Below are 15425 nucleotides of genomic sequence, written 5' to 3'. Positions count from 1 at the left end.
ATGAAACGTACTCTATTGAACGCCAGCATTATTGCCGCTTCTTTTTCATTCTCCCTATTCACGCTGGGAGGCGTAGCGACTGCTCAGAATCTGCCCGATACCATGACATGGACGGCTTATGATGTCGGCTCCCAGGGCCACTCGGAAGCATCAGCCATTGCAGATGCCTTTGGGCGCGCCTATGACACGCGTATCCGTATTCAGCCTGCCGGCTCCGCGATTGGTCGTTTGCAGCCGCTTGTTTCAGGGCGTGCCGATTATGCCTTCCTGGCGACCGAGTCATTCTTTGCATCAGAAGGCACCTTTGATTTTGCCGAGCTCCGCTGGGGGCCCCAGAACTTGCGTGCTGTCGCTGGCAGGCCTTCTACCTTTGGTATTCCAACGGCCGCTGATGCGGAAATCCACAGCCTTGCAGACCTGCGCGGCAAACGCGTTGCGTATACCGCGGGCAACCCTTCTGTGAGCGTGAAGTGCGATGCCATCTTAGCCTTCGCGGGGCTTACGCGCGATGACGTTGAAGCGGTGATGTTCCCTGCTCACGGTGCCGCCATGAGCTCACTGGTGCAGGACCAGGCTGATGCGGTATGCACCACGACCACGGCCAGCCAACTTTACGAGCTGGAGGAATCACCGCGTGGGCTGAGCTGGGTGGATATCCCCGCCGATGATGAAGAAGGCTGGGAGCGGATGAACCAGGTTGCTCCTGTTTTCCAGCCTTTCACCGAGACCATTGGTGCCGGCCTGTCTGACGATAATCCCGCTAACATGCTGGCCTATCGCTACCCCATCATTGTCGCCATGGCCGATAAGGATGAAGACGAGGTGTATGCCTACATCAAGTCGTTGGATGAATCTTACGACCTCTACAAGGAGGCAACGTCTGCCATTCACCGCTGGTCGATTAAAGACTCTGGTGTCCCGCCGATTGATATCCCATTCCACGCTGGGGCCGTGCGCTATATGCAGGAGCAGGGCCTGTGGAGCGATGAAATGAATGCCTGGAATGAAGCGCGCATTTCGCGTCTTGAAGCCTTGCAAGCAGCGTGGGAAAGCACGCTGGAAGAGGCTGGCGACCTTGATGACGACGCCTTCAAAGCACGCTGGGAAGAGCGTCGTCAGGCCACGCTTGACGAACTTTAATTGCTCAGAGGCCGGAGCCAGCACTGGCTCCGGCTGCAATGGTGCTTATAGGTAACGGCCATGACGAATAACAGTGACAACAATACATTACGTCTCAACAAGGTTTCTCGCGGAATCGTTATGCTTCTGGGGTTGGCTGGGCTGCTGATGGCCATCAACCAGACGTTCTCGCTCGCCCTGTTTGGCTTTGCTCCACTGGGGAATGCTTTTCTTTACTACCTGATCGGTATTTTTCTTGCCTCGGCGCTATTGTGTTATCCGGCGCGTGCCGCTGATAGCCAGCGCCTGCCCTGGTATGACTGGGGGCTGGCAGTCACCGCATTAGGGTGTGCCATTTATCTGGGAATGAACGGTCTGCGCATGATGCAGGAAGGCTGGGAGTTCTTTGCACCCACCGAGGCGACAGCCATTGCCAGTGTCATGATATTACTGGTGCTGGAAGGGGTGAGACGCTGCGGTGGATGGGCGATTTTTACGGTGGCGCTGGTTTTTGGCCTGTACCCCATTTACGCAGGAAATATGCCGGGTTTTCTATGGAGTAACCCTTTTACCCTGGGAGAAACCATTCGCTCCCATGTAATGGGCGTAGAAAGCATAGTCGGTGTGCCTATGCAGGTGGTAGCCAATCTAATCATCGGCTTTGTGGTGTTCGGAATCGCGTTGACCATTACGGGGGGGGGCGAGTTTTTCATGAACTTTGCGACCGCGTTGATGGGCAAAAGCCGAGGTGGGCCTGCCAAGGTGGCGGTGGTTTCCAGCGCTTTTATGGGTAGCCTTTCGGGCAGTGCGGTGTCCAATATTCTGACTACTGGCGCCATCACTATCCCAGCGATGAAACGTAGTGGGTATTCGAGCGAATATGCAGCGGCGGTCGAAGCTTGCTCTTCCACCGGCGGCACGTTAATGCCCCCAGTTATGGGGGCGGTGGCGTTTATTATGGCCTCCTTTCTGGGTGTCAGTTATTCCGAGGTGATGGTTGCCGCACTGCTCCCCGCCATTCTGTTTTATATGGCGCTTCTTCTACAGGTAGATAACTACGCTGCTCGTAATGGCCTGAAAGGCATGCGCGAAGAAGAAATCCCGAGCGCCTGGCAAACCCTCAAGTCCGGCTGGCCTTACCTGTTTAGCCTGGCTCTGCTGATTTACATGCTGCTGGTGATGCGCCTGGAAAGCTACGCGCCGTACTACGCGACGCTGGTCTTACTGGGTATTTCAATGGTGCGTCGCCACCAACGGCTCAATGTGCAAAAAGGACTGGACTTCTTATTCCAGCTTGCGAAAAGCGTGGGCAATCTGGTGGCAGTATTGGCGGGCATCGGGTTGGTGGTTGGCGGCCTTTCCTATACCGGGGTGGCGGGCTCGTTTTCGCGCGAGCTGCTGCTTTATGCTGACGGTAGTATTCCTCTCATGCTGGCGGCGGGAGCGATCACAAGCTTTGTACTCGGCATGGGGATGACGGTCAGCGCTTGCTACATTTTCCTCTCTATTCTGCTGGCACCTGCGCTGGTCTCGGCAGGGCTTAACCCGCTGGGTAGCCACTTATTTATCCTTTACTGGGGCATGCTGTCATATATCACACCACCGGTAGCATTAGCGGCGATTACCGCGGCGGGTGTGGCCGGTGCCAACAATACGAAAACCAGTCTACATGCTGTACGTCTGGGCGGGATCCTGTTTGTGCTGCCTTTCCTGTTTGTTCTCAACCCTTCTCTGATCCTGCAAGGTGACCTGTTGCGCATTGTCTTGTCGTCCATCACCGCCTTTGTCGCCATCTGGCTGGTGGCCGCTGCGATGGAAGGCTATCTCTATCGGGTGGGGATCATTGGTTATATTGCGCGCCTATTTCTGCTGCTACCGGCGATACTACTGATCTACCCCGGTTGGGTGACAGACATAATCGGCTTCAGTGCACTGGCAGGGGTGTATGGCGTGTATTGGGTTATGCAGCGAAGGCTTGTTGATCATACGGTATCCTCCCCGGAGAAACTGCTATGACGGCCTGCGTTACCTACCAATGTTACGACAGCGTGGGGGTTGTTTGTATTTCCAACCCGCCTGTTAATGCCCTCAGCCATGCGGTGCGTAGTGGATTAATGAGCGCATTCAATCAGGCAGAGGCCGATACGCAGGCCAAGGTGCTAGTACTGTTGGCCAAAGGGCGTACCTTTATTGCCGGTGCGGATATTAACGAGTTCGGTAAACCTGCCCGCGCTCCGTTACTGCCCGATGTGATTTTGCGAATCGAGAATTGCGTAAAGCCGGTTGTTGCGGTGATGCACGGCACAGCACTGGGCGGTGGGCTGGAAGTTGCCCTGGGGTGTCACCTGCGTGTTGCGCTGCCCAACACGCGAGTAGGACTGCCTGAAGTCAAACTTGGTCTTATACCCGGTGCAGGGGGGACACAGCGGTTACCTAGGCTGGCAGGGGTTGAAACCGCATTGGATATGATGACACAAGGTCGCTTTCTTGATGCGCAAGAAGCCCTTGCCAGCGGTATTATCGATAGATTAAGTGAAACCACCGACGTGCTGGAAGCAGGCTTGCAGGCCGCACAACGGGTTATCAGAGAAGAGCAGGCAACCCGGGTAACGCGAAACTTGCCAGCGCCACAGCCCGCTCCTGGCCTGATCCGCGCAAAACGCGCTCAGTTGGAGGACGAGGCAGGTGAGTTATTTTCACCGCTGCGCATTGTGGAGGCGGTTGACTACTGCACAACTGCCGCCTCCTTCCAGAAGGGTGTTCGCCGTGAACGCGAGTTGTTTCTAGCCTGCATGAGCTCGCCACAGCGCGCTGCGTTGATACATCTGTTTCTTGCTGAGAGGCAGGCATCCCAGGTGCCTAAGTTGTCAGGCGATGTCGAGCCTCATCGCCATATTGCATTACTGGGTGAGCACCCTCTGTTTGAACATTGGGCACGCCGCGCTAACAAGGTGGGTATTGGCGTTGCAGACAGGATTCTGCCGGAAACAACTTTGTGTCTGATGGGTTGCTGTCACCTGGGAACTATATTGCCACCACAGATTACTGGGGTAGCAGTGCTGGATTTGAATGAACCCATTCCCGAAAGAGCTGATATGACGTTAATAACGTCGTCACTCAGCCACTTTGGTGAACTGGTGCGACAGCAAGCGTCAGCGCACGAGCAACAGCGCGCAGCACTTACCTTAAAAGCGTTAAAGCTCCCGCTGGTTGTCAGCTCTGGCGAGAGTCTTGTGCTTGCTATGCACGCGGCTATTCAGGCATCCCCGGATACTGACATCCAAAACGTATTGGAGCGATTCAACCACGATTCAAGGCTGCGTTCAGCGAGTTACCGCTCATCGGATATCGACCTTCTTGCCGTTGAATTCTTTGCTTACCCGCGCCATCTGGGTGGTCCTTGTTACCAAGCTTCACTCGCTGTTCAAGGCCTCGCCGACAGCAGCGCAGCCGATGAAGCCTGCTATTGAATAACAACTAACACGCTAGCGAAGAGAATGTTTATGGCCAATGACGCATCACTCCAACCGCTCAATAGAATCGGTGTGGTTGGTACGGGAACCATGGGGCGCGGTATTGCTCAACTCACAGCTGAAGCAGGGTTAAACGTGGTTTTGTTTGATGTCAACGCAGAGGCTACCAGAGATGCAGTTACGTTTATCAGTACGCGATGGCAGCGCCAGGTGGACAAAGGACGGCTGACTGAAGAGCAATGCCGGAAAAATGTGCAGCGCTTGATTCAAGCGACAGAACTGACCGACTTGGCGAATTGCGATGTTGTGATTGAGGCGGTCGCAGAAAAGCTCGCTCTCAAGCAGTCTCTGTTCCGTGAGCTAGAAGGTATTGTCGGCTCACAGACAGTGTTGGCCACCAATACCTCATCGCTTTCCGTCACCGAGATTGCCTCCGCCTGCCACTTGCCTGAACGCGTTATCGGTTTGCACTTCTTTAACCCGGTGCCCTTGATGAAACTCATTGAAGTCATCCCCGGGTTACGTACCGCCGTTGATGTTCTTGCCCGCTCGCTCACCCTAGGCAAGATGATGGGGCACTTTACCGCTCAAGCCACCGATACGCCGGGCTTTCTGGTCAATCATGCGGGGCGCGCTTTCAGCACCGAGGCGTTACGCATTATTGGCGAAGGAGTGGCAGACCACGCCACGATCGATCGCATCATGGTGGATCAAGGCGGCTTTCGCATGGGGCCTTTCATGCTGCTCGACCTGATCGGGCTCGATGTTTCTCATGCGGTCATGGAGTCTATCTACCAGCAGTTCTATCAAGAACCACGGTGCCGCCCTTCGCCGCTCACTCGTCAACGTCTGGCCGCTAACCTGCTGGGTCGTAAAACCCAAGAGGGGTTTTACCGCTATGGCGATTCGGGCGTAGAAGTGCCTCCTGAACCAGCTATTGACGACGCGCCACTTCGACCAGTGTGGGTCAGTCAGGACGACCTAGGTGGGGCTCGCGCTTTACAAACCCTGGTGGAAAAGGCCGGCTGGCCACTGGAAAAGGGGGCTACGCCTTCAGAACAAGCCTTGTGTCTGCTGACACCGCTTGGGGAAGACGCCACACACTGCGCTCATCGGCAAGGTTTGAATGCTCGCCAGTGCGTCGCTATCGATACCTTCGCTGGTTTAGACAAGCGCCGCAGCCTTATGGTGACACCGATTACCGACGCCGCTGTCGTTCAGGCAGCTCAGGCACTTCTCCATCACGATGGCACGCCGGTCAGCACGCTGAATGACAGTACCGGCTTTGTGTTACAGCGTATGGTGGCTTGCATCGTCAATATCGGTGCGGAAATTGCCCAGCAGCGTATAGCTGCCCCGGCCACCATTGATCGAGCAGTCGAATTAGGGCTCGGCTACCCGTTGGGCCCGCTGCGTTTAGGAGATCACTACGGTGGCGAGCGGGTACTGACGATCCTGAATAATCTCCAGTCCGCGACCGGTGACCCACGCTACCGGGCCAGCCTGTGGTTAAAGCGGCGGGTAATGCTGGGCGTCGATTTAACCACGGATGAAGGACTTAACTACGGAGAACAGCAATGAACGAGGCTTATATCTACGATGGCCTGCGAACACCGTTTGGCCGTCATGGAGGCTGCCTGGCGGCCGTCCGCCCTGATACGCTTTTGAGCCATGTCTTAAGCGTGCTGGTAGAACGCAACGCTTTCAAGCCAGAGCAATACGAAGATGTCCTGGCCGGATGCACCAATCAGGCAGGGGAAGATGCTCGTAATGTGGCGCGTCACAGCGCGTTGTTGGCAGGTTTGCCGATGGAGGTGGCCGGGCAAACGGTGAATCGCTTGTGTGGCAGCGGTTTGGCTGCAGTGATGGATGCCGCTCGCGCGTCAAGGCTAGGCGAAGGAGAGCTGTTCCTGGCAGGCGGTGTTGAGTCGATGTCGCGAGCGCCCTATGTGTTGGCTAAAGCTGAAAATGGCTACGCCCGTAATCAGCTCATGTTTGATTCGGTGATTGGCGCACGTTTCCCTAACCCGCAGATCGTGGAGCGGTTTGGCAATGAAAGCATGCCAGAAACCGCCGATAATATTGCGCATGAGCTAGCGATTAGTCGTGAAGCGAGTGATAGCTTCGCGGCGAACTCTCAGACGAAATACGCACGCGCTTTGAGTGAAGGGTTTTACCAACCGGAAATTATGGGGGGCAGTGTTCCTCAGGGGCGTAAACAACCTCCCCTCGAAGTCAATACTGATGAGCACCCTAGACCCAGCAGCGGCACCACGAAACTTGCCCAGATGCGCCCGCTGTTTGAACAGGGTGTAGTGACGGCTGGCAATGCATCAGGCATCAATGATGGCGCGGCAGCGCTGATTATTGGCAGTCTGGGAGCAGGTGAGCGTGCTGGAGTACGTCCGCGCGCTAGAATCGTTGGTGGCGCTGTGGCCGGTGTTGCACCTCGTATTATGGGGCTTGGGCCAGTACCCGCCAGCCACAAAGCGTTGGCCCGCGCAGGGCTGTCACTTGAACAGATGGATGTTATCGAAATCAACGAGGCCTTTGCGGTTCAGGTGCTTGGCTGTGCTAAGCAGCTTGGTTTAGCCGCTGATGACAGCCGATTGAATCCTAATGGCGGGGCGATTGCGATTGGGCATCCGCTGGGCGCGTCCGGCGCCCGACTTGCCTTGACAGCCATGCGCCAACTCGAAGTCGTCAATGGGCGCTATGCGCTGATTACGATGTGTATTGGCGTGGGGCAGGGTATCACCATGATTATTGAACGCTATCGTGACTAGTAATTTCTATCGCTTCTCGACGCGGCACGGTACAAACAAACTCGCCATAACGTAGGACTATCACGCTCAGTTGTTTCCCCCTCCACTCCTTCCCCCCCTACACGTCCCATAATGTGCTGTTCTGGCAGCTCTTGCAAAGGGGCGGTGGGGCTGGGCATAAAAGGCTTATATACCGTGCCTTTAAATCAAGTAAGGTGAAAGAGCACAAGCATCGGCAGTTGAAATGTGTTGTTGCGAATTATTATGAAGATATGACACTAATTTCAATGGTTGCTCACGTAACCCCTGCTATACTCCCCCGGTTTTAAAAATAGAGTTTCTTGGTGCCATTTCGGTCTTTCTTAGCTCGCATGATGTGCTGCTAGACCTTGGTTGTCGTTTGAATAAAAGTGAATCGTTCTATGAAAATAAAATAAAAAGAAGCAGTTACAGGATCACACGTCGACGACCATGTTAATTGGAAGTTACTTTCTTTTTTAAAACGCTGATGTGTCTGGCGAGGAGGTATGTAGATATTTATTAAATATGCAGTGGAGCAGTAGAAAAAGAAAACTAAAAACGCCAGAAAAATTAAAAAATAACTACAGGAATGGTTGTGATGATTTTAGGGCTTACCTTGCTATATGTCGGAGCAGTACTGTTTGTGAACGGAATATGGCTGCTAGGAAAGATTGGTGACAAAGAGGTATCTGTTATCAACATCATGGTTGGTGTGTTGAGCTTCATTATTGCTGTCTATTTGATTTTCCGAGAACCGGATAATTCTGCTGCAATTAGCACGGGGGCATTTACCTTGTTATTTGCTTTTACTTATCTTTGGGTTGGAGCTAACCAGTTTTTAAAGGCGGATGGAGCAGGTCTTGGATGGTTCTGCTTTTTTGTTAGTATTACAGCGGCGTTTGTTGGAGCAAGCTCTATCGCCGATATAGGAATTAACTTTGAGCTGTGGAATACATTTAGCTGGTTTGCATGGTCTGCTTTGTGGTTCAGCTTCTTTTGCTTGCTAGCATTAGCGAAAAAAATACAGCATTCAGTTGCAATTTATACACTATTTTGCGCAGTTTTTACGGGTTGGATTCCTGGCGTTCTGATATTATTAGGGATTATTAATGCATAGCTGTTCGTTACTAAACGTAAATAATACTTAAAATTTTTTGAGAACACCTATATTATGAAATCACACGGTATATAATCGTTTAATAATCACACCTGCTCGTGAGTACGCCTGCCATGCTGAAGTAGCACTCTTAACATGTTTTACTGTGCTATCAGTATATGGCAAAGAAATTAAAACTAAGGAGATGAATACATGGCATCAGTATTAAGCGACTACATCAAGAAAGAGCAGATGTTAAAGCAGCTACAGGAAGAGTTGCAAGCGCTTGAAAACAATAGTGAATTGAAAAAAGAGCTGGAGTTCAACGAGAAATTGCAAGCGCTTATGACAGAGCATGGCAAGCTAGCCCGCGATGTATGCGAAATGCTTGACCCATCATATCGCTCCGCATCTGTTAAAGGCACCAAAATAAGCAGTACCGATGGCCGCAAGAAGCGCCCTCTAAAAGTGTACAAGAACCCACACACGGGGGAGGTCGTTGAAACGCGTGGTGGCAACCATAACGTCATTAAAGAGTGGAAAGCTGAATTCGGCAATGAAGAAGTGGTTAGTTGGGTGGTAGAAGAACGCGCCTAATCTGTTCATTCGTCGCTCGCACGGTTCCACCGCGAGCGGCGTATATTTACTAGCTGGAAATGATCTCTATATCTTTATAAGGTCGATATTTTTTTACGCTTACCTTGTAAAGCACGTAGAGTGCTAGGAGCGAGTAATGAAAAAAACATGGCTTTGTTGTTTAAGTTTAGCTGCAACAGCAGGAGTTTTACTGCTGCCAGCAGCGCACGCAACAGAAAGGTTGTGTGAAGATAAAGCGACTGTCCTACGACAACAGCTGGAATACGCTCAAGCACACGATAATCAGCATCGTGTTAGAGGATTGCAGCGTGCATTGCACTCCATCGAAGAGAATTGCACAAATGAGCAAGTGATTACAGAGGCTGCCGAAGAGGTTCGAGAGAGCCAGGAAGAGGTACGTGAGCGTGAGTTAGCACTTGAGGAGGCTCTCAGAGAGGGCGACGAAGACGATATTCAGAAACGGCGTGAAAAATTAGCAGAAGAAGTACGTGAGCTTGAAGAGCACACACAAGAACTGAATTTGCTGCAGCAACGTATTAACGAATAGTCTGCATCAAGACTGAGTGTAAGCTGCAGCGATGCGCTTATTCCAAGCAGCCTCTTTTTACTACCGATGAAAGGAGGCTAACGTTTTTTCATCTGTAACATTACCTTGTATTTATCCCTCCTTCTCTCTCCCTGCATTTTGAATTCTGCATCAATGGCTCAGATCTCTGCATATTGATGCTGGATCAGACCTTGCCATTACTCTTCACGTTCTTAAACAAGCATCTGTTGAAGGCAGTGATGCTTCATTGATAGATGTGTCGCCACCCAGTGTAAAGCCTTCTTTTTATTGAAATGTAAATGTACAAAATGCGCTATGGCTAACTTTTTGTATAGCTAGACTAGCTTTTGTACAAGTTTATGGTTTTTAATGATCATAGGTATCTGCCTCGTGCAAATGCAATTCAGCGGTGGTGATAGAGAGTCCACCATACCTGGGCGGGGTGCGAGAAAACTTATGTTTTTAAAGATAAAAAGGTGCTCCAAGAGATGACTTCCACCAATTCCCAAGCTGGGCTGAAGGAATCGACATCATTCGGCCTTTTCCCCCGCACTGTGACGCTGGCTGGTAATGATCCTGACGCGACACGTCGGGATATTGAGACCTGTTTTACCGCGACGTTTGACCGCTATGAGTCACTTTTTACTACATTAGTGAGCGAGGAAGCGTACGTTCGGAAGTCCATCCCTCTTAGGCATCCACTGATTTTCTACCTCGGACATACCGCGACGTTTTTCGTCAACAAGCTAGTGCTGGCTAAACTCCTGCCCACTCGTATCGATCCCAACATGGAGTCTATTTTTGCTGTTGGCGTCGATGAGATGAGTTGGGATGACCTGAATGATGACCACTATGAGTGGCCGTCAGTCAGTGATGTTATGAGCTACCGCAACAAGGTTCGTGCGGCGGTACTCACCTTGATTCGAGAACTACCGCTTTCGTTGCCAATTGATTGGGACAGCCCGTTTTGGCCCATTGTCATGGGCATTGAGCATGAGCGGATTCACCTGGAAACGTCGTCAGTATTAATCCGTCAGCAGCAGCTTCATCTGGTGACTCCCCAGAGAGAATGGGAGCCGGTGAGCATTAGCGGAGAGCCACCGGAAAACAGCCTGATCACAGTGCCAGGGGGAGGGGTAACCTTAGGCAAGTCCTTTGACGACCCTTGGTACGGCTGGGATAACGAGTACGGCCATCACAAGGCTGAAGTGGATGAGTTCAAGGCTAGCCAGTTCTTGGTGAGTAACAGTGAGTTTCTTGAGTTTGTAGAAGCTGGCGGCTATTTGAGCGATACGTTTTGGTCTGAAGAAGGGTTGAGCTGGCGCAAATTTGCTAAAGCGACACACCCCACTTTTTGGGTGTGGAAAAACGAATGGTGTCTACGCTTGATGACAGAAGAAGTGGAGATGCCTTGGGATTGGCCTGTTGAAGTCAACTTCCATGAAGCCAAAGCCTTCTGCAACTGGAAAAGTGAGCAGATCGGCCAGCCTGTACGCATGCCAACAGAGGATGAATGGCATCGCTTGGTTGAAGAAGCCGGTGTCACCGAGCTAAATAGTGGTTCGCCCGCCAATGCCAACCTGCATCTGGATCATGGCGCTTCCTCCTGCCCAGTGACTCGTTTTCAGCACGGTCAGTGGTTTGATGTCGTGGGCAACGTCTGGCAATGGGTGGAGACCCCGACCTATCCATTCCCTGGGTTTGATGTTCATCCGCTGTACGATGATTTCACAACACCGACTTTCGACAATCAGCATAATCTGATTAAGGGCGGCTCATGGATATCGTGTGGTAACGAAACGCGCCTTAGTGCACGCTATGCGTTCCGGCGCCATTTTTTTCAGCATGCAGGTTTCCGCTATGTGGTGTCGGATGCAGAGGTTACGCTGCCCAGCGCCTATTATGAAAGCGATGCTCGCATGGCTGAGTATGCAGAGTTTCATTACGGCGATGACTGGTTTGGCGTTGCCAACTTCCCACAAGCATTGGCCAACCGTGCGTTGGTCAGCCTGTCGGGCAAGCAGAAGAAGCGCGCCCTCGATCTAGGGTGTGCCAGTGGGCGCTCCAGTTTTGAGCTGGCCCGCGAGTTTGAACACGTTGATGGCGTGGACTTCTCGGCTAACTTTATTCGCCAGGGCGTGGAGATGGCCGAGCAAAAAGTGTTGCGTTATACCCGTGTGGAAGAGGGCGAACTAGTCAGCTACCAGGAGCGTACGTTAGCGAGTCTGGGGCTGGAAGAGTCGGCGAGCCGCGTTAGCTTTCATCAAGGTGATGCGTGCAATCTCAAGCCGCAGTTCAGCAATTATGATCTTGTGCTGGCCGCCAACCTGATCGACCGACTTTACAAGCCTGCACAGTTTCTGCAAACGATCCATCAGCGCATCAATGTAGGCGGCATTTTGATGATCGCCTCGCCTTATACTTGGCTGGAAGAGTACACGCCCAAGGAAGAGTGGATTGGTGGGTTCAAGAAAGATGGTGAAAACGTTAGCACGTTGGATGGCCTTAAAGCGCTGCTTGAACCCAATTTCCGGATGATCAGCGCCCCTGAAAAAGTGCCCTTTGTGATCCGTGAGACCATGCATAAATACCAGCACAGCCTCTCGGAAGTCACGCTATGGGAGCGTCGTGCCTAGCGAGGTTTAAAAAAGACCCTCAATGGCCCGGTTAATCGACGCATGTTCGGTTAACCGGGCAAACAAATCTTCATCGGCTTCGCCGTTGATCAGCCCCAGTAATACACCTAGCACGGCACCTCTGTGCACGTTGTCACCGCCAATTTCTGCATTGATCTGTAAGGCCTTAAGGGGGGACTGTTGGTGTTTGCAGGCAAGATATAGCACCGCAGGCCAGGCGTCAGTAATATAACAGGCTGTGGATAAAATACTTCCGACGACTTCGCGTTCGCTATATTGGCTAGCAACGAGTTTTGTCAGATCACGTTTTGATAAGCCACGCGTGCCCTGTAGTAGCATTTCCTGAACCGAGCTTTCGTGTTCGCGGAATAGTAAACCGTCGATCAGTTCAACGTAGGCGTCGCAAACCTCGGCGAGAAAGTTGTCCGGGTGTGTCAGAGCGAGATGCTGTCGGCAAAGCTTACGTGTATCTGTCAGAGAGGTGCCCTTCATACGTTCGCCAATTACCAGCGGGGCAATTGTCACTAAGCCTCCAATGGAAGGCGTATCGTGAGTCACCGCACCACACTGTTTGGGCGGCAATCCCTTTTCAAGATTTGCAAAAAAGCCGCGGTGGTAAGATTCGGCATAGGTATCCGGGTGGGCTGGTGTCTCTGCCGTCATCATGCGGATATAAGCTTGAAGGAAGGTGTCACTATTATAGTGCTGCTCTGGCGCCGTCATGGTTTTCATTAGCGCTAACGCACAGTGTGCATTGAGCGTGTTATCTCCAGGAGCCATGCCCTGGTGATAATGTACATTTGGGCGATCCCAGTACGACTGCTTTCCTTTCAGAATGACACCGCCAACAATCTCAGGCTGTTGACTAATCGCTGCACGTTTGCGACCACCGCCACTGGTAGAGTGCATCGACATAATCGAGGAAGGGTGGAATTTAGGAGGCGCTTCAAATGTTTTTATCCCACCTGGAAAAGCGCTATCGATATCGTGAACGTTATAGAACCAGTGAACGGGCATGGCCAGTGCATCGCCAATAAATAGGTTTTTAAGCGCGGCAGTCGCTCTTGCTAACACAGTGTGGGTCATGGGCTGGCTCTTTAGCGTTATGTTTCGCTGTGAAAATGCAGTATTAAGCAACGCAAGACATAAATTGAGCGTTAACATTACCGCGAGCCATCGCGAATATAAAGTATGTACAAGAAATAGAGAGGATGGCGGGAGTACAGTCCGCCTGCGAAGCTAATACTGGCCACGCCTATAGAGATCAAAAAGACAAACAACAGTGAAGGGAGCATCGCAATGAAATCACTTCAAAAACGCCTTGGCCTTATGGTAGCTACGCTGCTGATGGTAACTCTTATCAGCGGATGTCGCGGGCAACTAACCGTAACGGTGCCATTGCCCATGCTGGTGAACAACCCAGCTGCCTTTGATGATAGGCAAATCGTGACCCAGGGCGTCGTGCGGCATTTCAATGACCCCCTTCATTATTGGATCGAAGACGAACAGCTTAATCGGGTTGAGATATTTCCCCACCAGGAAATAGCGCCCTATTTAGATGAAAGTGTGGAGGTAGAAGGCCAGTTTCACTTCTCTCCGAATGAGGGGCGGCGGCTTACCCTCACGCGGGTCGATCAGTTACTAGGCGAATAACCTCTGTAGTTAAGCGACGCTATTAGCAACCTAACGTAGCAAGAGCGAACGATCTATCGCTATAAACTCACTGGCCTCATTTATTAATGATGCTGCCGTAAGTTGGGGAACACCATAAACCTCAACTTTTTTACCATGCTTAACGCGTATTTTGTTGACTAAAAGATCAAAGTCTCCATCGCCGGACACTAATACAATAACATCTGCTTGTTCTGCATATTCCATTGCATCGAGAGCAATGCCAACATCCCAGTCACCTTTCGCAGAACCGTCTGAACGTTGGATGAACGGTTTCAGTTTTACATTAAAACCAATTGCTCTGAGTATATTTTGAAACTCCCGTTGCTTTTGGTCACCTCTGTCGATGGCATAGCAAAAAGCAGCCACAACGTCTCTTCCTGCGGTTACTTGTGCCCAAAATTTGTTGTAATCAAAGTTCTTACCATACGCTTCTCGCACGGTGTAATATACGTTTTGGATATCAACAAATATCGCAACTTTGGTCATTAGATATAATCTTTTTTGTCGTTAATGATGAAATCAATGTGATTCTTCGGCGAGCAGGCATAGTGTTTTTACTGCCGCTGGCTGACGCCCCTTTTGCCAAGCAAGCATGAGATCCGTGGCTATTGGCAAGTCGTCTAATTCATAGGCGACAATGTCTTCGTCCCCTAGTGCCATGATGCTCGGCATAATCGCATACCCCATTCCCGTTGCGACCAAACTGCGAATAGTGATGTCATCGCGACACTCCTGAACAGTATTGGGTACGAAGCCAACCTTCTGAAAGCACCTATCTAACCGGTCGAAGCTGCCAGGTGTTGAGGTTCGGCTAAATCGAATGAATGGCGCGTCGTGAAAATCCTTAAGCGAGGTCGGGGTAGTCGCTATGAGAGGGTGGCATCGACTGGTGAAGACCGCCATACGAAAACTGGCTAATGGATAGTAATCTAGCCGTGGCTCATCTTCTCGTTCAATGAATAGAATGCCTGCATCGAGCCGACCCGCCAGAATCGCCTCTGCCTGAGGACCTGACAACATTGATTCCAGCGTTAACTGCGTTGATGGATAGCGTGAGCGAAATCTGCTGATAAGTGCTGTGATGCTAGGAATATAGGGATGTATGGTGCTAATCCCGAGCGAGAGGCTTTCGCGATAGCCATTGGCAATATCGCGTGTTTTTTTCGCGACACTTTCGAGTTCTGACAGTAGACGCTGCCCGTTGGCATATAGGTAATGCCCCGCTTGGGTCAGAGATACCCCTTTGCGGTCACGATAAAACAGGACTGCCCCGATATCGGCTTCAAGTTGATGTATCTGTCGCGTCAAGGCGGGCTGAGCGATGGGTATCTGCTTGGCTGCAGACGATATCGAACCCGCTTCGACCACCGCCAGGAAGTACCTTAGTTTTTTTGTGTCCATATCCGCTCCCGGAGACGTCACGATGCGCGTCTCATTTCATACAGAAAATACAACTAAAGCCTCATCTCATAAAGGTATGACGCTATCGGGAAGAAG

13 protein-coding genes are annotated in these 15425 nt (G+C 51.5%); 10 read left to right on the top strand and 3 right to left on the bottom strand.

The annotated features are described in order from the left end of the window. The 9 genes from ACN06F_RS16685 (at position 1) to ovoA (ending at position 12254) form a co-directional block, all read left to right on the top strand. Complete coding sequence (locus ACN06F_RS16685; protein WP_433924360.1) at positions 1–1140, top strand: TAXI family TRAP transporter solute-binding subunit; 1140 nt, start codon at positions 1–3, stop codon at positions 1138–1140. A gap of 60 nt (positions 1141–1200) precedes the next feature. Beyond that, complete coding sequence (locus ACN06F_RS16680) at positions 1201–3135, top strand: TRAP transporter permease (protein ID WP_433924359.1); 1935 nt, start codon at positions 1201–1203, stop codon at positions 3133–3135. Beyond that, a complete protein-coding gene (locus ACN06F_RS16675) occupies positions 3132–4589 on the top strand; it encodes an enoyl-CoA hydratase/isomerase family protein (RefSeq protein WP_433924358.1) in 1458 nt (485 codons plus the stop codon). Before ACN06F_RS16680 ends, ACN06F_RS16675 begins: the two co-directional genes overlap by 4 nt. Positions 4590–4622: 33 nt before the next feature. Beyond that, positions 4623–6173, top strand: a complete 1551-nt coding sequence (locus ACN06F_RS16670; protein ID WP_433924357.1) for a 3-hydroxyacyl-CoA dehydrogenase — start codon at positions 4623–4625, stop codon at positions 6171–6173. Further along, a complete protein-coding gene (locus tag ACN06F_RS16665; protein WP_433924356.1) occupies positions 6170–7378 on the top strand; it encodes a 3-oxoadipyl-CoA thiolase in 1209 nt (402 codons plus the stop codon). Before ACN06F_RS16670 ends, ACN06F_RS16665 begins: the two co-directional genes overlap by 4 nt. 598 nt (positions 7379–7976) lie before the next feature. Beyond that, the gene (locus ACN06F_RS16660; protein ID WP_095603580.1) at positions 7977–8495 is read left to right on the top strand and encodes an AmiS/UreI family transporter; all 519 of its coding nucleotides are present in this window, start codon (positions 7977–7979) and stop codon (positions 8493–8495) included. Positions 8496–8687: 192 nt separating this feature from the next. After that, the gene (locus tag ACN06F_RS16655; RefSeq protein ID WP_038479048.1) at positions 8688–9071 is read left to right on the top strand and encodes a histone-like nucleoid-structuring protein, MvaT/MvaU family; all 384 of its coding nucleotides are present in this window, start codon (positions 8688–8690) and stop codon (positions 9069–9071) included. Between the two features lie 136 nt (positions 9072–9207). Then, the gene (locus tag ACN06F_RS16650; RefSeq protein ID WP_120386177.1) at positions 9208–9618 is read left to right on the top strand and encodes a DUF1090 domain-containing protein; all 411 of its coding nucleotides are present in this window, start codon (positions 9208–9210) and stop codon (positions 9616–9618) included. A 488-nt stretch (positions 9619–10106) separates the two neighbouring features. Then, positions 10107–12254, top strand: a complete 2148-nt coding sequence (gene ovoA, locus ACN06F_RS16645) for a 5-histidylcysteine sulfoxide synthase (protein WP_120386178.1) — start codon at positions 10107–10109, stop codon at positions 12252–12254. 6 nt (positions 12255–12260) lie between these two features. Here ovoA and ACN06F_RS16640 read toward each other — a convergent pair whose 3' ends face one another. After that, complete coding sequence (locus ACN06F_RS16640) at positions 12261–13340, bottom strand: ADP-ribosylglycohydrolase family protein (RefSeq protein ID WP_231657878.1); 1080 nt, start codon at positions 13338–13340, stop codon at positions 12261–12263. Between the two features lie 213 nt (positions 13341–13553). Between ACN06F_RS16640 and ACN06F_RS16635 the strand changes: the two genes are divergently transcribed. Beyond that, entirely contained in the window at positions 13554–13907 is a 354-nt protein-coding gene (locus tag ACN06F_RS16635; RefSeq protein WP_433924355.1) for a hypothetical protein, read from the top strand. A gap of 30 nt (positions 13908–13937) precedes the next feature. Here ACN06F_RS16635 and ACN06F_RS16630 read toward each other — a convergent pair whose 3' ends face one another. Together ACN06F_RS16630 and ACN06F_RS16625 are read right to left on the bottom strand one after the other, a co-directional pair. Next, positions 13938–14414 (bottom strand): NYN domain-containing protein, encoded by a 477-nt coding sequence (locus tag ACN06F_RS16630; protein ID WP_095603585.1) that lies wholly within the window; start codon positions 14412–14414, stop codon positions 13938–13940. Positions 14415–14447: 33 nt separating this feature from the next. Continuing rightward, complete coding sequence (locus ACN06F_RS16625) at positions 14448–15329, bottom strand: LysR family transcriptional regulator (RefSeq protein ID WP_120386180.1); 882 nt, start codon at positions 15327–15329, stop codon at positions 14448–14450. Positions 15330–15425 lie beyond the last annotated feature (96 nt).

The sequence above is a fragment of the Vreelandella sp. 21 genome (assembly GCF_050995515.1).
Lineage (GTDB): Bacteria > Pseudomonadota > Gammaproteobacteria > Pseudomonadales > Halomonadaceae > Vreelandella > Vreelandella alkaliphila.
This window is presented reverse-complemented; position numbering and strand designations above follow the sequence as displayed.